This window comes from Blastopirellula marina, assembly GCF_002967765.1.
Classification (GTDB): Bacteria; Planctomycetota; Planctomycetia; order Pirellulales; family Pirellulaceae; genus Bremerella; species Bremerella marina_A.
This window is the reverse complement of the sequence record NZ_PUHY01000010.1, coordinates 729680-750870: the sequence shown is the minus strand read 5'-3', so window position 1 is coordinate 750870 and position 21191 is coordinate 729680. Positions and strand designations below refer to the sequence as shown.

General features: G+C 54.2%; 19 protein-coding genes. 13 read left to right on the top strand and 6 right to left on the bottom strand.

All coding sequences use genetic code 11. The features are described 5' to 3' along the window. Nucleotides 1-3 precede the first annotated feature (3 nt). Nucleotides 4-1707, bottom strand: a complete 1704-nt coding sequence (locus C5Y83_RS14195; protein WP_105330385.1) for a VWA domain-containing protein — start codon at nt 1705-1707, stop codon at nt 4-6. A gap of 11 nt (nt 1708-1718) precedes the next feature. Next, nucleotides 1719-3158, bottom strand: a complete 1440-nt coding sequence (locus tag C5Y83_RS14190; RefSeq protein ID WP_105330384.1) for a magnesium chelatase — start codon at nt 3156-3158, stop codon at nt 1719-1721. A gap of 218 nt (nt 3159-3376) precedes the next feature. Here C5Y83_RS14190 and C5Y83_RS14185 point away from each other — a divergent pair, with 218 nt between their 5' ends. From C5Y83_RS14185 to C5Y83_RS14155, 7 genes are all read left to right on the top strand, one after another. Next, the gene (locus C5Y83_RS14185) at nt 3377-4246 is read left to right on the top strand and encodes an alpha/beta hydrolase (protein WP_105330383.1); all 870 of its coding nucleotides are present in this window, start codon (nt 3377-3379) and stop codon (nt 4244-4246) included. 92 nt (nt 4247-4338) lie between these two features. Then, complete coding sequence (locus tag C5Y83_RS14180; protein ID WP_105330382.1) at nt 4339-5046, top strand: hypothetical protein; 708 nt, start codon at nt 4339-4341, stop codon at nt 5044-5046. Further along, nucleotides 5043-5756, top strand: coding sequence for a hypothetical protein (locus C5Y83_RS14175; RefSeq protein ID WP_105330381.1), 714 nt, complete (start codon nt 5043-5045; stop codon nt 5754-5756). The genes C5Y83_RS14180 and C5Y83_RS14175 overlap by 4 nt, the downstream gene beginning before the upstream one ends. Beyond that, a complete protein-coding gene (locus C5Y83_RS14170) occupies nt 5753-6457 on the top strand; it encodes a hypothetical protein (RefSeq protein ID WP_105330380.1) in 705 nt (234 codons plus the stop codon). Before C5Y83_RS14175 ends, C5Y83_RS14170 begins: the two co-directional genes overlap by 4 nt. A 34-nt stretch (nt 6458-6491) precedes the next feature. Next, nucleotides 6492-7178 (top strand): hypothetical protein, encoded by a 687-nt coding sequence (locus C5Y83_RS14165; protein ID WP_105330379.1) that lies wholly within the window; start codon nt 6492-6494, stop codon nt 7176-7178. Then, entirely contained in the window at nt 7175-7942 is a 768-nt protein-coding gene (locus C5Y83_RS14160) for a hypothetical protein (RefSeq protein WP_105330378.1), read from the top strand. The genes C5Y83_RS14165 and C5Y83_RS14160 overlap by 4 nt, the downstream gene beginning before the upstream one ends. After that, entirely contained in the window at nt 7939-8748 is an 810-nt protein-coding gene (locus C5Y83_RS14155) for a hypothetical protein (RefSeq protein ID WP_105330377.1), read from the top strand. The genes C5Y83_RS14160 and C5Y83_RS14155 overlap by 4 nt, the downstream gene beginning before the upstream one ends. Here the strand turns inward: C5Y83_RS14155 and C5Y83_RS14150 are convergent. Together C5Y83_RS14150 and C5Y83_RS14145 are read right to left on the bottom strand one after the other, a co-directional pair. Then, nucleotides 8703-10028 carry a hypothetical protein gene (locus C5Y83_RS14150; RefSeq protein WP_105330376.1) on the bottom strand — a complete coding sequence of 442 codons (1326 nt, stop codon included), beginning with the start codon at nt 10026-10028 and terminating at the stop codon, nt 8703-8705. The genes C5Y83_RS14155 and C5Y83_RS14150 overlap by 46 nt on opposite strands. Before the next feature lie 149 nt (nt 10029-10177). Next, entirely contained in the window at nt 10178-12109 is a 1932-nt protein-coding gene (locus C5Y83_RS14145) for a hypothetical protein (protein ID WP_105330375.1), read from the bottom strand. Nucleotides 12110-12386: 277 nt separating this feature from the next. Here C5Y83_RS14145 and C5Y83_RS14140 point away from each other — a divergent pair, with 277 nt between their 5' ends. Together C5Y83_RS14140 and purB are read left to right on the top strand one after the other, a co-directional pair. Further along, nucleotides 12387-13790 carry an HD domain-containing protein gene (locus C5Y83_RS14140; RefSeq protein ID WP_233207225.1) on the top strand — a complete coding sequence of 468 codons (1404 nt, stop codon included), beginning with the start codon at nt 12387-12389 and terminating at the stop codon, nt 13788-13790. Between the two features lie 517 nt (nt 13791-14307). Continuing rightward, nucleotides 14308-15735, top strand: a complete 1428-nt coding sequence (gene purB / locus C5Y83_RS14135; RefSeq protein ID WP_105330374.1) for an adenylosuccinate lyase — start codon at nt 14308-14310, stop codon at nt 15733-15735. 186 nt (nt 15736-15921) lie between these two features. Here purB and C5Y83_RS14130 read toward each other — a convergent pair whose 3' ends face one another. Both C5Y83_RS14130 and C5Y83_RS14125 read right to left on the bottom strand, forming a co-directional pair. Then, nucleotides 15922-16428: a Fur family transcriptional regulator gene (locus tag C5Y83_RS14130; RefSeq protein WP_105330373.1), complete on the bottom strand. Its 507-nt coding sequence runs from the start codon at nt 16426-16428 to the stop codon at nt 15922-15924. Nucleotides 16429-16687: 259 nt separating this feature from the next. Further along, entirely contained in the window at nt 16688-16966 is a 279-nt protein-coding gene (locus C5Y83_RS14125; RefSeq protein WP_105330372.1) for a flagellar biosynthesis anti-sigma factor FlgM, read from the bottom strand. A 1074-nt stretch (nt 16967-18040) separates the two neighbouring features. On the opposite strand from C5Y83_RS14125, the gene C5Y83_RS14120 reads away from it, so the two are divergent. From C5Y83_RS14120 to C5Y83_RS14105, 4 genes are all read left to right on the top strand, one after another. Further along, nucleotides 18041-18253 (top strand): hypothetical protein, encoded by a 213-nt coding sequence (locus C5Y83_RS14120; protein ID WP_105330371.1) that lies wholly within the window; start codon nt 18041-18043, stop codon nt 18251-18253. A gap of 159 nt (nt 18254-18412) precedes the next feature. Next, nucleotides 18413-18661, top strand: coding sequence for a ribosomal protein L7/L12 (locus C5Y83_RS14115; protein WP_105330370.1), 249 nt, complete (start codon nt 18413-18415; stop codon nt 18659-18661). A 150-nt stretch (nt 18662-18811) separates the two neighbouring features. Further along, the gene (locus C5Y83_RS14110) at nt 18812-20224 is read left to right on the top strand and encodes a Gfo/Idh/MocA family protein (protein WP_233207224.1); all 1413 of its coding nucleotides are present in this window, start codon (nt 18812-18814) and stop codon (nt 20222-20224) included. A gap of 24 nt (nt 20225-20248) precedes the next feature. Then, the gene (locus tag C5Y83_RS14105; protein WP_105330369.1) at nt 20249-21187 is read left to right on the top strand and encodes a sugar phosphate isomerase/epimerase family protein; all 939 of its coding nucleotides are present in this window, start codon (nt 20249-20251) and stop codon (nt 21185-21187) included. Nucleotides 21188-21191 lie beyond the last annotated feature (4 nt).

The window sequence follows — 21191 nt, the reverse complement described above, 5'->3', positions numbered from 1 at the left end:
CCCCTACCCCAGCACTTCTCGCTTCCGATTCACGTAATCCCAGATCACGTAACGGTCCAAGTCGTTGCCTGCGGTGAAGAAGACCCTGCCTTTGGTCGATTCTGCCAGACGATATGCAAAGCGGATGTCTTCTTCGCTTTGCGACCAGCTGGGAACCAGGAACATGTTGATCGTGATGCCTTGCTGCTGACAAAGCTTTCCTTCTAGCATCGTGGCCGCTTCAGTCCGTGGATCAGGCGGGTAGAGCAAGAAAAGTTCGGAACCCTCGAAGTGAGCGGTGGGTAGCCCATCGGTGATCAAAATAATCTGTCGATTCGGTGTGTCCTGCGTGCTGAGGAACAAGCGCGCTTGTTGCAGAGCATGCTGGATGTTGGTGAAGTGAGGTGGAATCCGGTACTCACTGACCTCAGGTTTGCTCATATCGGCCCGCAGACGCACAATCGGATCGTGAATGGTCACTGGCTTGGGAAGCAGTCCGATCACTTCTCCTGGGGCGACAGGCTTGGCGAACGAGTACATTTCGATCATCTGCAGGAAATCGCCTGGGAACTCGCTCCGGATGAGTCCCTGCATCGCTAAGGCCATCCGTTTGACGTTCGCGTACTGCGCGTCGTAGCGCATGCTACCGCTCATGTCCATGATGACGCAGGTCGCGCATTTAGGGTTGTTCTTTGTCTTATGGATGACAATGTCGTCGCTATGCATCCGCAGAGGTCGCTCGTCACCCTGACGCAGCATGGCGTTGATCAGCGTCTGCGGAATATCCATGTTGGTCAGCGAATCGCCGAACTCGTACTCTTTGGTCGACTGCAATTCGACGGCGCCTTCCCCCACGATGGGCCCTTGATGACGACCGGTGCGGGAGGCTTGGAGGTTGCTGAAGATTCGTTCGAGCAGTTTGCCTTGAAAGATCTTGTACGCTTGCGGCGTCAGATTGATGTGCCCCGACTGGTTAGTCAGGCCTTGCTGTTCGGCTTGTTCTCGCAGGTACTGCTCGACTTGCCGCTGCAACTCCATCAGCTGTTCGATCTCGCCAGGGTCGGCATACTCCGACAGCTGCTCCATATCGATGATGCCGATCTGAGCGTTCTCTTTCGCCTGCTTGAGTTGTTCTAACAGTTCGTCAATCTTTTCCAGTTCTTCCTTCACCGCGATCGCTTCGTCCACCGTCATGGGCGTACGACCGGTAAAGTGATAGTTGGCAGCTAACTGATCGACTTCGTACTTGCGACTCAAGTGTTCGACCAACTGAACCAATTGGCGACCAAACGGCGAACGTTCGTCTTCGAGGCTGTACCAGACCCGTTCCAGGTCGTAGAGCTGTTCCTGGTCGAACCCTAGCTTGAACCTTTCCCGCTGCGGCTTCGGCGGCTGCATTGGTTCGCCATGCTCGCGATAGGCTTTCTTGGCGGCATTTTGGGCGGCGTCGGTCTCGTACGTCTCCAGGATCTTCCGCTTACGTTCCTCCAGCATCTTGATCAACGAATCGATGCTAGGACCGAGACCGGAGATTTGGCTCGGATCGATCTTTACCGCGTTGGCCAATTGTTCTGGCGTCAGTTCGTACTGGTCGCCAAACATCAGCCAGTGCTCCATCGCCGGCGAAACCATGTCAGGAGGTGGCTGGCGGGGGCTGGGAAACTTGGCAGGATCGTACTTTTGGTACGTATGGATGATCCCGCCTGGCGTCTGCTTGCGTTTTGCCATGAGGCTCTCGCTTATTCGAATTCGTAAGTGATTTTGCCGTGGTGCTGAGCGCGGCTGATACGATCGAGTGCGTATAAGCCAGCCAACACAAACTCGACGCACGAAGCACGCATGGCCGGCACTTCCGAAGCGTTCATGTCGAACGCTCGATCCCAGACTGGCGGCACGCGTTGCAGGCGATCGCTGTAGTGCTCGGAAGGAAGCAGGTCACCCACTTCGATCTTCACACCCTTCTGGAAGATCTCGCCGATCTGTTCCAAGCCGTGCTCTTGAATGTACTCTTGGAAGACTGTGCCGACCGCTTCGGCGATCAACGCGTCAAGCACCTGGCGTTCCGACATCTGATGGCTGCCCATCATGTCGAGTTCGAGTTTGCCGAGACTCGAAGCGTAGATGTGTCCCAGATCGCTCAATCGCACAACCGACGGTTTCTCGTTCAACAAGATCCCGCGATGCCGAGCCGAGGCAATCACCGTAGCGTAGTTGGCAATACTGAACCGGGCACTGACGCCCGATTGTTGATCGACAAACTTGCTCCGGCGAGCCGCTTCGGTGATTTGCTCGAGGACTTCCTTGATAAAGTACGGCATCACCACGGGGAACGGCCCCTCCATGTTGACGTCGGCCTCTTGCTCCATAATCTGAATCCCAATATCGCGCTGTCGCGGATAATGGGTATGGATCACCGAGCCAATGCGGTCCTTCAGCTGCGGAATCACTTTGCCGCTGCGGTTGAAGGTCGAGGGGTTCGCCGAGAACAACAGCACCAAGTCGATGTCGAAGTTCACAGGGTAGCCGCGAATCTGCACATCGCGTTCTTCTAGCATATTGAATAGACCGACCTGAACCAGTTCGTCCAGTTCCGGCAGTTCGTTCATCGCAAATATGCCGCGATGCATGCGAGGAATCAATCCGAAGTGTAGCGCTTCCTCCGTGCTCATACTGACGCCGCCGGCAAGCTTGGCAGGATCGATTTCGCCAATCACGTCGGCGAACTTGGTGCCAGGGGCCAAACGCTCGGCATAGCGGTCTTCTCGCTTCCACCAGGCAATGGGAATCTCTTCGTCCGAGTGTTCGGCAACAAACTTCTTGCCGACCGAGGTGATTGGGTGATAGGGGTCTTCGTGAACCGGGCAGCCCGGAATGTTGAGGTAAGGAATCGCTTCGTCCAGAAAGCGAACCATCATCCGCATCATGCGGCTCTTCCCCTGCCCTTTCTCCCCCAGAAAGAGCATGTCGTGCCCAGCGATCAACGCCAGGTGAATTTCTGGCAAGACGGTATCTTCATAACCGATCATGCCCGGGAACGTTTCCTCCCCGTCGGCCAGCATCTGCATGAAGTTCTCTTGAATTTCCTGCTTCACGTTGCGTGATTGCCAACCGCTTTCCTTCAACTGCTTGAGATTCTCGGGTCGGGATGGGGCGTCGGTTAATTCGTTCGAGCTTGTCACTATCAGATCTTTCCCGCGGATTCTCGAAATTTAGAAACTCCCGGAATTATAGCGCAGTAAGCCTTATCGCCAAGCTTTCGCTATCATCAGGGGCTGATCATCCCAGGATAGGCCGATTGGAGAAGCTTAAAAAGCCAGGGTAAGCGGTTCGCTTTCCTGAACAAGGCCGCTTCAAGCCACGTGTCCCCTCCCCTTCTCTTACCGCCGGAAACCGAATCATGAAACCGATTTTGCTGCTCTTGGTCATGGCGTCGGCTGCCTGCGGAGCCGATTTCGATGCCCACCGAAACATCTATTACACCGATTCAGACACGGCTCGGCAGTCGCTCGATATCTACGCCCCCAAAGGAGCCAAGGACTTGCCGGTCGTGGTCTGGATACATGGCGGAGGCTGGCGAAGAGGCAGTAAGCTGCTTGTGCAAAGTAAGCCACAAGCGTTCGTGGATGAAGGATATGTCTTTGTTTCTATCAATTACCGCTTTGTGCCGACGGTCGAAATGGACGGGTTGGCCAGCGATGTCGCCTCCGCCATCAAATGGGTTCATGACCACATCACCGAGTATGGCGGTTCCCCTGATTTGATCTTTCTCAGTGGACATTCGGCCGGAGCGCATTTGACAGCCCTGGTAGGCACCGACGTGTCGTATTTAGAACATCAAGGTTTGAACCTGAGTGACCTGCAAGGTTGTATCCCGGTCGATACGGCCACTTACGATGCCGCGAAGCTAATTGATAGCGTCTCCGGCGCACGCGCCGAGCTATATACCAATGCGTTCGGTAAGGAGGCAGCGAGCCAGAAGAAATACTCGCCGATCACGCATGTGAAGGAAGGACAGCCTTATCCTCCGTTCCTTCTATTGCATGTCGCCGCTCGACTTGATGCTGCCAGTCAAAGCAAAGCGTTCGCCAAGGCCCTCGTCGATGTCGGTAGTCAGGCCGAAGTCGTCCCTGCTCGTGGCAAGACACACGCGACCATCAACAAAGAACTAGGCACAAAAGGGGACGAGCCAACCAAAGCGGTCTTCGCCTTTCTGAAACAGCGGGTCGTTGAGGTCCGCGGGCAAGATTCTTCGGCACGATCGGAATGACCCCTAATGGGGCCTTCACTTTGATGTACATCGCGGGAGAGGTCGGCTAGGCTAGAGGCATCTTCAAGCCCCTCTCCATGCTTAAACGCCGCATGTCCACCAAAACATCTACGGAAACCGAACTTCAATCGATCGACGAACGGCCACAACAGTTTGGTTTGTGGGGCGTATTCCTCTTTCTGTCCCTTGCGGCAATCCTTTGTGCGATCTTTGCACCTTTAGTCAGAACGTTGCCGACGGAGAGCTATCTGTCGGTTGGAACGCTCATTCTTGCTCAAATCGGGGCGATCGCGTTTTCTTGTCGGCGAGCGATCGGACAGCGACAAGCCTTGCTGGAACATGCCGGCCGCAGATTAGGATCTGGTTATAAGCATGGTCCCTTCGGGCCAGGCTGGGTCAAGGCTTTTGCCATTTGCAGTATCGTGGGATTCTTCGCGATTCAGTTAGCATTCCTCGGATTCTTCCTCTTCATGGCCATTCCCACATTCGATTGGCTAATGATCTGGAATGTCATCATGTTGGCAAACATGGGAGGCAACGTGCTGCTCAAAATGCGTCAAGCCCCGGCCATTGGTGCTACGGAGATCTTTGAGAACGGTCTGGCTTACGCAGGCTGCTCTTTCATGTCGTGGCAACTTCTTCGCGTCCGTCTGAGTAGGAAGCGGGAGCAGGCGCTCGACATCACCTTCCACCCACCTCCGCGATATGCCAGTGACACGATGGTCACACTTTATGTCTCAGACGAGCTACGGGAATATCTTCTGAAGCATCATTCCGAGCCGGAGGCTACCGAGTCATGACACGGGAACCACCTTCCGAAATCGAGTCGACAACGCTCCAAGTTCGTCCTCAGCAATTTGAACTTCGCGAAATTGTGTGGATGGCGACAGGTATTGCGATCGCGTGTGCCATCTTTGCACCTGTTTTACGTGACCTCTCGGCGGAACAATTATGGTTTTGGATGTGTGCCGTTGCGATTCAGTTTACCTCTTTTACGATTGCCGTTGGCTGGGCCATGATCCGGCGGCGGAATATGCTCATTCGGGCAGGGCGTTGCTTAGGGCAAGGACGAACCGCCGATTACGGTACGCTGGAAGGAATGGCATCGTGGATGTCCCGGCCGGTCGCAAGCGGAATGATTATGATGACGCAGGTTGTGCTGGGTTTTCTCTTGCTCACACTCACAGGGAAATATCTAATCTGGAACGATTATTTCGCCCACGCGCTAATCGGCTGGATCGGCGCAGCAACGTTGGTGAGCTTGCGTTTCGGCCGCCATTTAGGCGGAGTCGAGTTCTTTGAAAACGGCATCTCTCATATTCCCACGGCCTTTATTCCGTGGGAGCAAATTGAAGTGCATCCTGACAATGCTCGCCAAGATGTCATCTGGCTGTCCTATTATCGCTGGCGACAAAGCGTACCTGCATCGGTCTTCAAGGTCGTTGTTTCGGAAGGATTGAAACGCCTTGTTTTGATGGATCATGCCGATCCGGAGACCGCCGAGTCATGACGCTTGAGTCTCCTGCTTCGGATCAACGCGAGGTTGCCACGCATGAATCAGGCCAGTTTGGTCTCCGCGAGTTACTGCTGGGGATGGTGGTGGTTTCCATTGCGATTGCCGTGACTGCTCCTCAAGTTCGCGAGTTGCCGATTGAAGGTCGTCGCTACGTTTTGATTGCGATCGTCATTCAATTGGCCATGTTTCCAGTGGGAATCGGCAGTGTGATTTTTGGTCGTAATCGTATGCGTAGTCGGATGGGGCAATTGCTGGGGTATGCGAACGACCGTCTCTCGAACTCGCCTAAGGTGGCGAATCGAGGATTCATCTTTGTGATAGTCATCGCCTATCAGACCTTCATCGCACAAATGGCAATCATGCTTTCTGGAAGCGAGATGAGCTGGCTGTTTTACCAGCAAGCGGCTCTTTTCGGTTATTTGGGTGGTTCTCTTCTAATGTATTACCTATGGAGTGAACCGAAGGGACCAATCGAATTCTACGAAAAAGGAATCTTGACTTCGCCGATTCAGTTCGTCCGTTGGGAGCATTTAAAGGTTTGGCCCAGCCCAAAGTATTTGAAAGCGGTTCGACTCGCGGAGTATCGATATCTGGACCGCGAACCAATCGCAATTTCCGATGTGCAAGTTTCTGATGAATTGAAGTCCACCCTGCTCGATCGATTCGGTGAGCCAGGTTGGAGTCTGCCAAATTAAATCGCTGAAGAAGCGAAACCGAAAGTTTAGCTGCATGACGTCTGAGCCCGGCCCTGAGATCGAACTGGAAACGGTTGATGAGAAGCCGCACCAGTTTCGTCTGTTCGACTTGATGGTCGGCATGACGATCGTGGCGATTGTCTGCGCAGTCCTGGCTCCGCTATTTCGGATGATGATTGCCGAAAACCGATTGCCGGTATTGATCATCTTCCTCGTCCAGGCAGTGGTAATGGCAGGGACGATTTTTCATGCCTCGAGCCGACGCCAGCGAATGCTGCTTGGGGCCGGGAAACGGATTGGCTTGGGATACAACGGAAAACTCCCTGGTAAGTTCTTGCCACAAGCAATCAGCCTCGGGATGATGGTCGTCTTTTCCGTGATGCAGTTTGTTGTGACGCTGTTTCTGACCATGGACGATTTTCCTTGGTATCTGATGCTGCAACAGATTCAGCTTGGTATCTATGGCGGCACGATGTTGTCGCAATTTCGCTGGGGAAGGACGCCTGGGACGACCGAGTTCTTTGAGCAAGGTGTCGTGCCGGCCAGTTTTCACCTGGTCCCTTGGTCAAACGTCGTGCTCCGCCCCAGTCAAATGGCCGAGGATCGCCTGGTCATGGTGATGAAAGCTCAACCAAATTCGATTATGGGGACCACTTCGACAGTGCAAGTCGACGAAAAGCTGCGGGCCTATTTGTTGGCTCACCATGGGGAAGCGGCATGAACGCTTCGCCAGGCGATCCTTTCACACTGGAAGAGGACCAGCAGCTTGGCGAGCCGCGCAAAGCGGAGTTTGATCCGACTGGTTTTTACCTGAGTGATATGATCGGGCTCGTGGGATGGTTTGCGATTCTCTTCGCGATGGTTCGACCGATTTTGCCGCACATGCCCTGGTTCTTTCAGCTGGTCATGGCCGGAGGAATTGCCATCCAGATGGCCGTCTTTCTGATTTCCGTAGCCAATCAATCGCGTGCCCGACGCAATGCCATCAACCAAGGAAAGAAGTGGCTAGGTATTTCGATGGGGGGACGCGTTTGGTGGTTCTGGCCGCGCATTATTGTTGGCTTTGTCAGCATCTCGCTCATCATCGTCATTCAGTCATTTGCTGCCCTAATGGTGATTTCTTGCGCTCCGTTTGGCTTGTTGTTCTATTTGTTGACCATGTGGATGCCTTGGAATAGTGGAAGGAACTTCGCTAGGGTACGTTTCGGGCACATGGCGAAAGCGATCGAGTTTTTCGAGAACGGGATCATCGTCAACTCAATCCAGTTCGTCCCCTGGCAGCAAGTTCGGCTAAAGTGGTGGCCAAGTGTTTCACAAAGATTAACGGTCATCACCTACACACCGAAAGGATCGCCGCTCACACGAATCTACGAAGTCGAAATCTCCGAAAGTCTTCGCAGCCTTCTCGTTGAATACGTCGATTTGATGGACGAAAATCAGCGATTCGAGCCAATACCAAAACCGGATGAGTGGGACATCGAATGAGCGAGTCGGCAGAATCTGATCCGCTGTTTACCGACGACACGCTTGAGTCGCGTGATTCGCGCTACCAGTTTCAGTTGCTTCACTTGTTATGGGTGATGACCGCGATAGCGTTCTTCTGCGCGTTGGCAGCGCCGCTGATTCGGGCGATTGAACCTGGGCGGCACCTTGTCTTTCTGGGGATGTTCGTCATGCAAGTGGCGATCACGGGAGCCACAATCGGGTATTATTCCGTTCGCCGCGTACAGATCATCAAGTATCTCGGCAAACGGATCGGTATGGGTTACCCGGGAGCTATTCCTGGAAAACACTGGCCGAAGATCGTGAGCGGAACTACGTTGCTGGCCTTTGCTCTATTGCAGTTGACCGTGGCCGTATTAGTGACGTTTTCGATCAACGGAGAAGCCGCCCCGATTGCGATAACCCCGTTTTATGCGCAACTTGCGTTCTTTAGCGGATCGACGGTTACCCAACTGTTTTGGGGACGCAGCCTCGGGGCGACCGAGTTCTTTGAGAAAGGAATCGTTCGCGGCGCATTTCAAATGATTCATTGGGACGACATTACGATTCGCAAGAGCCAGTTCTCAGAGGACCGCATCGTCATGATGATCAAACCCCATACGATCCTGTCGAAAGGAAGCCCTCAAATAGTTGGCGCCTGGACCACGTCGCTCCAAGTACCTCACGAACTGCGAGAATTCCTGCTTGACCGTTTCCCAGAAGGGCCACGGCCGCAGCTAAATCAAGTTTCCACGGCGATTGGCTATTCCCCAGGAAGCGAGCGCGATGGTAGCCAGACGAACTCGTAGCCGCCTGCTTCGTTCATCACGTGGTCGAACGTGTACGTCAGCTCGCGCCAGCCAGAAGTGCCGAACCGCCCTTCCCCGTCGAACTCTTCCCAGGTTTCTGCATCAATTGCCAGGCGAAGTTGGGGGGACTCGAGCTTGATCGCATTGCGCGGAATTAAGTGCGTCGCTTTGAGTGCCAAGCGGCGGCCATACACAGCGCTCAATTTATGAATGAACTGAAGCCGTACCCAGCACTTGTCTGGCTGGTTGGCCGTTTCGATTTGTCGCTTGATTTCCTGCAAGCTGGCAGGCGTCAAGGCAATTTCAATCGTGATGCCAAACTGGTTGACCTTCTCGGCCATGACGGTCGCTGGTTCGTCTGATCGCGGCAACTGGTGGTTGCTACCGATAACTTGCCAGGCCACTGCGTCTGAGAGAAATAAATAGCGATGTTGCCCTTTTGCGTTGATCTCGTGACGCACCGGGAAGTTGAGATCCTTCAAACAACGGGCGAGATGTTCATTGTGCCCTGCCGGACAGGTTGGTGCCGCGGCACCAAGGGTCTGTTTGGCTGCATCCGTGCCGAGCCAAGAGAGCGCCATGTAAACGATCGGCTGCCTCCCTTCTTCGACGATCTCTTGCAGTGGCGGGAGGACGGCGTCGTTCCCGACACATCCTAGCCAGGCAACGGCAAAAGGATCGGCCGCGGGGCCACTCCAGTATGGCCGCAAACTCTCGTATTGATCAATCGGCGTTAACGCGATCAAGTTTCGTAGGTACACGGTGTCGTTCATGTCCCGATCGAAGGCAACGTCCTGTTGACGTTTCTTCCACAGTGTGTCGAGGCGGTTCACGGCTGCGAGGTCCGCTTCTCGCTCGGCAGTGGTGGGCAGACGTTGGCGATCGAACGGCCGGACCAGGTGAAGGTAGTCCGTTTCCATTTCCCACCAAGCGTCGTGATCCGACAGCTTGCCGACGTGAGACAGAAAGTTATCGACCGAGCGATAGGCGACGTGTTCCAGAATTCCGTCTTCGATGAAAGAAACTCTGCTGGCCAAAGGCCCCGTCAGGTGAACGAGAGCAAAGTTTCCGTCGGCATCCTCAAAAAACGGAACGCCTCCCAGCAAGTCGCGATCTTGGGAGAATTGTTTTTCGATACGGATGACATCTGCGGCGGACATTAAACGAAACGCCTCGACCTGATTATGCTCGCCGTCGCCAGCTTCGTATCGCGCTGCGAGGGCCGATGGAAGCGTCGCCCCAAAGTGGCTTTCAAGTTTCGTGATCCAAGAAGGTTGCATGTCAGATTACCGGATGAGAAAAGCCAGGGCGATTGCGGTAGATGCGTGGCCTTCAAGTTACCAGTTCTGAATCTGGCTTACACCAATTCGTACGAAAAAAGCCTCGGCGAACCGAGGCTTCTTCTGAGTTTTCAAATGCCGGCTGAGTTTCATTTCTTCAGCATCAAGCCAGAAACAAACCAGCCATCCTTTTCCGTCCGGGCGTACGAGCCGGATGGGCCGAGGTAGCCTTCCACTTGAGCGAAAGGAGGCAACTTGCTGGCATCGATTTCCTGTTCTCGCGTGACCGTTTCGTCTTCCTGGCCAAGGCTCCACAGTTGGTTGATCACCTTGCCCAAGGCCGATTCCGACTCTGGCATCTTGCCTTGTTGCATCAACTCGTACGTGACGCGGGCAGCTTCATCGGTACGGACAAAGTGACGGAAGCTATCGACCCCACTGCCAACTTCTGACAGAGCGGCATCAATCCGCTGATAATCAGGGGCATTCGCTAACAAGGTTGCGTTTGGACCAGCCAGGCGCGTTTCGATCGCCTTGCGAATGACTTCCTTGTTGTTGGCAAAGAACAACCAGTCGTCCATCACGGCGACCGAAGCATTCGGAACTTTCGGGCCAGCCTGCTGCGAAGCGAATTGGTGATTCACCACCATCGAATCAGGGAAGCCAGGACCACTGATGACCAGCGTGGGGATTTCCTCTTCTTCTTCATGGATTTCCCAGATGTCGTACTTGTCGCCGACGGGGTGATTCTCTGCGTTGGGATCTTGTTCCATGATCTGCGTGATCGCATCTTTGACTGGCTGAGCATTTAACAAATGCACGGCGACCAAGCGTTGTTCCGATTGCGGCGTGACCGGCTGCTTCACGTCCACCATCATGCAGACCTTCGTGTCCAAATGTTTGACAATCTGATTGACGACGTCGACTTTGGGACCAGCTGGGTCCGTCTTCAAGCTATCGATCAGTTCGTCGAAAATCTCGTCATCGGCGTATTCGTTGACAATTGTTTCACTGTACTGGAACGCCGCTTGGATGTCCCAACGGAAGTCGAGGAAGGTCGCCAACTTGCCAGGCACCCAGTCGTACGGAGCGAAGGCTTTGTCGTTAGGGAATTCCAAAACGCGAGCACCCAAACGGAAACGATCTCCCGCTTCGGCGTTCGGATCTTGGGGAGCGTAGATAAACGAGCTGTGGACCAGTTCGCCTTCAAGGTTGGGCTTCTTGACGATGAACGTGACATAACCTCCTAGGCCCTTCACGGCGTCGAAACCTTGGTTTCGCAGCAAGTGCAGCATGTCGGTACCACGCTTCTTCCGACCACCCTGTTGCGAGCGAACCACTTCCGCGTAGCCAAACGGTTCAACGAACCATTCGAAGTCGTAGCTATCGACAATGCGACCGGTGGCAGCACGTTTAAGCACCGCTTGGAACGATTCTAGCGAAGCTAGGTTGTCGTTTTTGGCTGCGGCGATCGCTTCCAGGATGTAGGTCAGCGTCGGCAGCGAATCCGTAGCAACCAACAGATCTTGCTGGACAACATAATAGGCTTCTTGCGGGCCGATTTCGCCTGGTTCTTTGGGCAGGTCAAACTTGGTGACCTGAACGCCGGCGATGTTGGTTTTCGATTCCTTGGCACCGTTGGCAATCTGGTTTTGGGTGATCTTGGCCAGCAAGGCATTGACCTGAGCTTGCTTTCCGGTGACGTCCACCGTCAGCACGACGCCATCCGACTTCTCGCCGTTAGGCTGATCGTTAGCGAAGCAGATTTCGCCAGCATAAACGTCCTTAAGATCTTCCAATGTGATGCCGAGCTTCACCCCACCAGCGATCAGCTTTTGCTTGATCTGGGCTTTCAGGTCATCGGTGAACGGCTTCATAACCGGATCGGCCATCAGCTTACCGATTTGAGTTTCGTCGAAATTTGCCGATGCCTGATCGTAGTCAGGGATCGAGACGTAACTCTTGGTGGTCTGCGGAAGGACGGTGGCTGCTTTGGGGGCAGCTTCAATTTGTTGCTGAGCAAGAGTCAACATACCCGCGGCGAGTAAGACGAATCGGGCCCAGCGTAATGTTACGATCACTATGAAAACTCCTCCGCCTGAAGTAATGCGGATTTCCCCAAAGGGTTGCCTGACGTACATTCGGGAAAATCCGAGGTGCTATTTCTATCGGCTAGTGGGGCTAAAATTCCAAACTCGGAACTACCCAGGTTCCGCACATTCACCAGCGAGACAGCTATAGATTTCCGTAGAATGTAACGGTTATACCAATTAACGAATTCCCTTGATTCTGCGAAACTAGCGAATCTGGTGCAAGCTCTGCTAGCCTCATTGGCCCGTTCAACCCAAAGGAGTAAGGGTGAATCTGGACAAATTTGCCGCTGAAAGTCTCTGTTACGACCCCATCCATGGATATGTTCCCTTTGTTTCGGAAGGTGATTCGCCCGATGAAGTGACCGAGCGGGATATTATCGACCACCCTTGGCTGCAACGAATGCGCCAAATCCATCAACTGCAGACTGCCTGGTGGGTCTATCCGACGGCCGAGCACACCCGCTTTCAGCACATCATGGGGGTGATGCATCTGGCCAGCCAAATGGTGACCCAGCTGTATCCCAGTCTGAAATCGGTTTGTCCTGATGCCCCTTCCCGTGGCTATGTCGAATCGCTCCTCCGCATGGCAGGCCTCTTGCACGATGTCGGCCATGGACCGTTCGGGCACTTCTTCGACAGTCACTACCTGCAAGGCTACGGCTTAACCCATGAATCGCTGGGCGCGCATATCATTCGCACCCAACTGGGCGAAATGTTGACCAAGCTGCGGCGAAACCCGTTTTCGCAAATGGAAGAAGCCGAGCACCTCGACCCGGAGCAAATCGCCTGGATGATCCAACGACCGCAAGCAGGCGATGCGGCGAACCGACCGCAGTGGTTAGTCTTTCTGCGGAGTCTCCTGTGTGGGATCTACACGATCGACAACATGGACTTCGTGCTCCGCGATGCCTACATGACTGGCTACAGCCAGCAGTCGTACGATTTAGAGCGTCTGATTCGTTACAGCTTTTTTACGGAAAAAGGTCTGACAATTCACGAGCGTGGGATGGCCGCGCTGATCCGGTTCATGAATGTTCGCGCTGAACTGTTTCAAACCGTCTACTTCCATCGTGAAGTCATTGCTATCGACAAAACCTTGGAAGACCTATTCGCTGCCAGCAAACCGTGGCTGCTGCCAGGCAACCCCATCGAGCACCTCGAAGCCTATCAAGGATTCACCGAGTTCAGCTTGCTGGTCGATGCCCCGCGCTGGCGTCATTCGAACGATCCAGAGCAAGCCGAAATCGGCCGAAAGTGGAACGAACTGCTCAGCCGAAACATTCCGTGGCGTTTCATCTGCGAACGTTCCCTCCGGTTCGACGAAGGTGACAGCCAAGAGACGACCATCTTCCGCAGCGAAAGCTTTGCCGTCGCCGCTATCCGCGATGTGTTGCCGGCCGAGCTAAAAGATATTCCGTTGAAGATCGCGCTGAACCGAACCGTCTTCCGCCCCAATACCCGTGGGCCAAGCGATCACCAAAACTTCCTTTATGATTCGGCCCAGAAGAAGATCAAGGAACTGACCACCGACAAGATCTTCCGCTCGCTACCGGTCAGCCGCTTGATCTGCCGGATCTACGCTCAGGATCCGTCCCTCGCCCCACAACTGGCCGCGGCGCTCGATCGCCTGGTGGGGAATCACGCGGTGGATGATTTGACGAACATGTAGGTGCTTGCGGTAAATTATCTCGGTTCCAATTCGGGTCGCGCCAGCGATCACGCAGGTTGCTGGCGTTCGGTTGGAAAACGGTTCGTAAGAAATACCACGCCAGACTGAATAGCACGAAAGCCATCGAAAGCATCATTCCGGAAATGGTCATCGCGGCAATCGGGTTCTCTTGAGGAAACAAATACCGGGCGAGCCCTAGCAAGGTGCCCAGCAAAGCGACTACGCCGAGCAGGTGACGGATTGAGAAACGTTTTCTGTGCAGTTTGAGAAGATCGCTCCAAGGAATCGAAACGACCAAAATCACGACCATCAACAAACATGTGGTCAAGAGAAAGGTGGGGATTCTACCTAACATCGGATCCTCTGAGACGACAACGCGGAGTCGATTATTTCTTATTCGTCTCTACCGTCGATTTCTTGTCCCGCGATCGCTCGTCAGGCCCTGCCGAAACGGTTGATCTTACGCTAAAATCAAGCGATTGTAACGCTAATTCGAGCCCCCACAGGGAATTGCCACGTGTCGCACGAACAATACGAAAACCCGTTGATCTCTCGGTATGCCTCGCGAGATATGAGCTTTCTGTGGAGTCCCCAGAAAAAGCATTCGACCTGGCGTCGTTTGTGGTTGGCCTTGGCCGAGGCGGAACAGGAACTCGGGCTGACGATCGGTGACGACCAGCTTGAAGCGATGCGAGCTCATCTGGACGATATCGATTTCGACCTGGCCGCAAAGCACGAAAAGAGCCGCCGGCACGATGTGATGGCACACGTCGAAACATTCGCCGAGGCTGCTCCCGTTGCCAAGCCGATCATCCACCTCGGGGCGACTAGCTGCTTCGTTACCGATAACACCGACTTGATTCTGTTGCGACAATCGTTGGAACTGGTTCGTGACCGGCTGGTTCGCACCATCGTGCTGCTTTCCGACTTCGCCAAGCAGTACCGCGACCTCCCCTGCCTCGGCTTCACGCACCTGCAATCGGCTCAGCCGACCACCATCGGCAAGCGTGCCACGCTGTGGTGTTATGACTTGGTGCTCGACCTGGAAGAAGTCGAACATCGCCTCGCTCTATTGCGGTTTCGCAGCACTAAGGGAACCACCGGTACCCAGGCCAGCTTCCTCGAACTGTTTCAAGGGGATCACGCCAAGGTTAAGCAGTTGGAAAAGCGTGTCGCCGAGAAGATGGGCTTCGATCAGTTGTATGCCGTCACGGGGCAAACTTACTCGCGTAAGGTCGATAGCCAGGTGCTCGATTGCTTGAGCGGGATTGCCCAGTCGGCCCACAAGATCGCCACCGACCTCCGCATACTGGCCCACCGCCGCGAAGTGGAAGAGCCGATCGAAGAGAATCAAATTGGCTCATCTGCGATGCCTTACAAGCGAAATCCCATGCGAAGCGAACGCATCTGCGGTTTGGCTCGCTATGTGATCAGCAATCAGGCCAACGGTGCGAACACATTAGCCACACAGTGGATGGAGCGAACGTTGGACGATAGCGCCAATCGCCGCTTGAGCTTGCCCCTTTCGTTCCTGGGGATCGACGCCATCCTGATCATTTTGGCGAACGTCTGCAAAGGGATGGTCGTCTACCCGGCGCTGATTCGCCGTCATCTGGCCGAAGAGTTGCCGTTCATGGCGACCGAAAACTTGATGATGGCAGCCGTTGCCGCGGGAGGTGATCGCCAAGATCTACACGAAAAGATCCGCGTTCATTCACGTAATGCCGGGGCACGGATCAAGAATGAAGGGCTCTCGAATGACCTACTCGACCGCCTGAAGCAAGATCCAGCCTTCCCGGAGTTCGACGCCGAAGCGGTCCTGGAACCACTGCAATACGTCGGTCGCGCCCCGGAACAAGTGGACGACTTCCTGGCCGACGTCATTCAACCAATCCGCGATCGCTACCCGAATCTCTCGCTGGAAAACGAAGAGCTGAAGGTTTAGAGCGTGGCGTGAGAAACGCCCTAAGTAGCGTACGAAATGCCCTATCTCTTGTCCCCTCTCCACCGCCTGCGTGGGAGAGGGTTAGGGTGAAGCGGGCGAAGTGTTAAACAAGCTACCAATTGAATTTGGTTGAAATTGCCAATTCGCAGTTCTTGCGGAATACTGCACACGACAAACGATCAATCATCAAATCAAATCGATCCGCCGCTTCTTCCGGCGTGACTTCTTCTGGCATTCGTCGCAGACGCCGTTGATGATGAAACGGTGTCCTGTCGCACGGAACTGGTGCAGGCGGGCAACCTGATCGCGGAGTTCTTTCAGCTCGGCACTTTGAAATTCGATCAGGTTCTGACACTGAGTGCAATAAAGATGATCGTGATCTGGGTAGCCGTAGTCGTGCTCGTAAACAGCTCGGCCGCCGATCTCCATCTTCCGCAGAAGGCCAGATTCCACCAATTCGTTCAGCGTGCGATAAACCGTCGGGCGGCTAACACGGTCAGAACCCTTACTTTGGTGGGAAAGTTCGTCGATCAAGGCATCGGCATCGAAATGCTCGTGATGGCTGAAGACATGTTCGATCAGAATACGGCGCGGCTGCGTGATCCGCTTTCCTTTACTCTTCAGATATTCTTCAAACCGTTCCATCGGGGATAACGCGACGTCAACGGCTTCCAACGCAAACGAATCAGACATACGGGTCTCAATAGGAACAATAAGGGCTTCCGCTTTATTGAGACTGAGTTGCTATTGCTATCTGGTTGCGGAGTAAAGGGATACGCAATAACCGTGGCTATCAGTCTCAATATGGAATTCTAGGCCAAAGTCGCCTGGGTACAACCCCCATCCGACAATTTGCCAGATTGGTTTCCCCCACGAAAAAACGGTCAGTTTCTCCCTGAGGAAAAAACTGACCGCGGCGTGGGTTCTCTATCTGAGCGTAAGCAGTTGCTACTTAACCGATTTCGTCGAGCAGACGCTCCAAAGCCAAGTCAAGCTTGTCATCGGTCAGGTAAGTCCCATCGGCGATTTGGGCCTTAATCTGAGCAACACGATCCGCGCGAATATCCGGAATGTCCTTCACCTGGCTGGCGAAGTCGGCTTCGTGCGAGATATCGAGTTCATCCACAGTATCAAACTGCGAACGTTGGTCGATCGCCGTAGCTTGTTGGCTGCGGTGAGGACCTTGGATGGGTTGGGCCGGGTGGACTGCGGTTGGGCCATTAATATGCATGGTAAATCCTACTCCCTTTGGACGTCTTGGTGCTCAAGCTGTGGGTTAATTGGGTCGGCTTTAAGCGGGCGTCCCGTAAATTCATGACCGGAATCGGAGGTCTGGGTTTTCCCGTCTCAACTGGCCTGATTCGCTCAGACTAGCATCGGGAGGCAGTTTCCCTACCTCGCAAATATAGTTCATTGGCGTCTTCCATGTAGCCGCATTCCGTGTCAGGTATAGCCCATCCGTGTGAAGCAAGTGACTCACGGCGAAGTGATTGTCAGGAAGTACCCTTCTTATCGACTTGCTAGCACTCAAGGATCAGCTAGTTCTGACTCGGTCTCATTATGCAGTCCCTGGCAACGTCACCGACCGGGAAAACTCGTCCTGCCAGGCAACTCGTTCCGGTTGATCCGGTTATGACTGGCGTTTCGAGGGTGCTCGGCGGTGAAATACTGCCTTGCGTTTGACACAATCGATACGACTGCTCTATGCAAATGGTTTGCCAAAAAACGTTGGCATGCATCGCCAGACGAAAAATTTTGATAATCCGCCAGGCAAACGAGCCCGAGAGTACGCGAATCGCAGATCTGGCTCAATCGCAATTGCGGCCCCGAGCCAACGAAACTTGAGAAAATATGAGGCGAACTCCGAACAATTCTCCAAAATATGGCATCTTTATAGGAAACCAAACCTTCGTTTACCACGTTAAAGAAGGTAGAGCTAATCGCTAATCAAGCGCGGAACCAAGATGCGGCCCACAGCCTACTCATAAATTCCCACCCACAGCGAATTGCTTAAAAGAGGCCGCGATAGCACCGCTAGAACGCATGATTTACCGGTTCGGGTTGTAATAATTACACCGAAAGCTCCGGGTCGTGTGAGTTTATCCCACGCTATCGCCGTTTTGCGACATGTTTTTTTGCATTAGTCGTATTGCAACGCAGGCCCTTTTTCACTTAACCTAGGCAAAGACGCGAACGGAGTACTCTCCAATTGCGTCTAAACGAACAGACTAAGAGCAGTGCAACGCAGGATACGTTGCCGTCAGCTACAGGGAATGTAGTGAACTTTCCCCCCGGGAGTTCGCTAATGAACGAATCGCTTTTCGATACCATGCAGATCAAGCTGGAGGACGCACGCGATCGGGATGGGGCCCACATCATGGTAGGCCTGGCTCCTTATATGGAGCTAGATACCTGGATGGACCAACAACTGGTCAAGCTGCGTCTGGAATTCCACGACTTCGAGACCAATAAATCTCAGCGTCTGAGTGATTGGGCCAAAGTCGCTCCGAGCCCCTAACCAGGTGGGTCGGCTCGTAAATCGCTGCGACGCGCCGCACTCAATTCCATTCCTATTACGTTTTGCGTCCGACCTCAACAATTCCATTGAAAATGACCTAAACTAAAGGTGCTCCTCAGACTGGGGGGCACCTTTTTTCGTTCTTGCCGGAAGGAAGCCATGTCAGAAGAACCATCGTCGCTGGAAGACATTAAGAAGCTGCTCCGCGAAGGTCAAAAGATCCAGGCCATCAAACTCCTTCGTGAAGAGTCTGGCTGTGGTTTGAAAGAAGCCAAAGATCAGGTCGATGCTATCCAAGCCAAAATGATTGCCGACGGCGAGCAACTGCCCAAGGCCACCGGTTGCATGGGTGCTGCGGTGATCCTCGTGGTTGGCCTCGGAATGCTAAGCTGGATCTGCTCGGGGTAAACGTTCCTCGGATCGAGGCAGAATCTTTCACGCCGTGAAGCAACTTCTCATGCCGCCTGGTCGTACGCGTCTGGGGGGCGGCGTAATCGTCAAAGACGAATCGTCGTTATCCCAAAACTTCTCTTGCATCTCGTTTCTCAAGAGGTGACGATGGGGCAAGTGGCAATCCTGGCCACCTTCCAAGCCTCGGATCAATTACACCGGTCCGATCCTCATCCGTCCCGCTTCCCACCTCCCTACCCTGCCCTGATTCGATTGGAACTTGCCATGCCCAATGGTCATGTGAGCCGTCGTCAATGGATGACCCACGTTTCTGCCGCCGCGTCTTCCGCGATGGTGTTTGGTGCGGTCACTTCTTCCACCGTTGCCGAGAAGCCGCGTGATGTCAACGCGCGGCTGGGCGTCGGGGCGATTGGCTTGCGGTATCAAGGTTCGGTCATCACCGAGAAGGCCACAGCGCACGGCGATATTGTGGCCTTGGCCGATGTCGATCGCGAGATCCTGGAGAAAGCCAACGGCGATTTTGGTGGCAAGTCAGCATTGATGGAAGATTACCAAGACCTGCTGGCACGCGATGATGTCGACGTGGTCATGATCGGAACGCCTGATCATTGGCATTCGAAGATGGTGATCGACGCCTGTCGTGCCGGTAAGGATGTTTACTGCGAGAAGCCACTGACGCTAACAATCGACGAAGGTAAGACGCTGCGCAAGGTCGTGAAAGAGACAGGCCGCGTCGTTCAAGTCGGTTCATGGCAGCGCAGCGATCATCGCTTCCGTACTGCGGTCGAGATGGTTCGCCAAGGCTGGGTTGGCAACCTGCAGAAGGTCGACATCGTGCTAGGCAAAAACAAGACCGGCGGGCCGTTCGAGGTAAAGCCCGTTCCCAAAACGTTCAACTGGAACTTGTGGCAAGGACAAACGCCCGACGTGGCTTACATCCCCGAACGATCGCACTACACATTCCGCTGGTGGTACGAATACAGCGGCGGGCAAATGACCGACTGGGGAGCTCACCACATCGATATTGGCCAATGGGGAGCTGGCGGTCTTCCGGTTGAAATTGAAGGTACCGCCAAGATGCCAAACGTCACTGATGGCTACAACGTCGCGATCGATTACCATGTTCGCTATAAGCTCGACAATGGCGTTGAAATGACGGTGGCGGACGAAGGTCGCAACGGCGTGATGTTCACCGGCGATAAGGGACGCTTGTTCGTGAACCGTGGCTCGCTGGAGGGTGCCCCGACCGAGAAACCGCTCCCTCGCGCGGACTTCCAGGTCTACAACAATGACAATCTCGATCGACCGGAACGAGCCGGCAAGCTCGATGCGATCATCAATCACATGGGCAACTTCTTCGATTGTGTCGCGAGTCGCAAGTTGCCGATCTCGGACATCGAGAGCCAACATCGTAGTGTCAGCACGTGCCATTTGGGGAATATCGCGATGAAGCTTGGCCGGAAACTGACCTGGGATCCGAAGAGCGAGCAGTTCGTCGGTGACAGCGAAGCCAACACCCATTTGGCTCGCGAACAACGTGCTGGTTTCGAAGTCGCGTAGTCTCAACTTTGTGGTGGTTCCATCATGCCAAACCCTGCCATCAATCGACGTACGTTTCATGCCTTGGCTGCTGGCGCAATCGGTGCTGGGCTCTGGTCAGCGGGCCACGCGGACGGCACCAAAAAATTTCAGTTGAACTACATGCTCCCTTCCTGCATGTACGGCTACCTGCCGCTGGCTGAGATCTTGCCTGAGGCAAAAAAGATCGGGGCGAAGACGATCGATGTTTGGCCGAAAGTGCACGGCGACCAGCGCGAGCAGATCGACGAGTTGGGTGCCGATCAGTTTGCCGCGATGCTGAAGGAAAACGACGTCACGCTGGGCTGCATCACGCAGTACAAGCTCGGACCGTTTGGCTTGCAGGACGAAATGCGTTTTGCCCAACGTTTTGGCTGTCAGTTGATGGTCACCGGCGGATCGGGTCCCAAAGACTTGCAAGGCAGCGATCTGAAGAAAGCGGTCGCCGATTTTCTCGAGAAGATGAAGCCGCACCTGGAAGTCGCCGAAGAAACCGGCGTGACAATTGCCATTGAGAATCACGCCAACAATCTGATCTTCGAACCGGACTCCTTGAAGTGGCTGCTCGAACTGCGACCGTCAAAGAACCTGGCGATTGCTCTGGCACCCTATCATTTACCGCAAGATCCGCAGCAGCTCGCGCAACTAATTCGTGATTTGCAAGAAGGGCTGATCATGTTTTACGCCTGGGAACATGGCAACGGATGCCACAAGCCAATGCCGACCGAACAGCAACTTCTGCAAATGCCTGGGCGCGGATCGCTCGATTTCCAACCGATGATCGAAGCCCTGGCCGAAATCAACTATCAAGGCTGGACCGAAGTCTTTATGCACCCAGTCCCCCGCGGTATCCCCATTCTGCCAACCGCCAAAGAGACGACCGATGAAATCAACCGTGGTCGTAGTTATCTTGACCAGTGTGTGGCCAAGGTGAACCAGATTTAAGCTC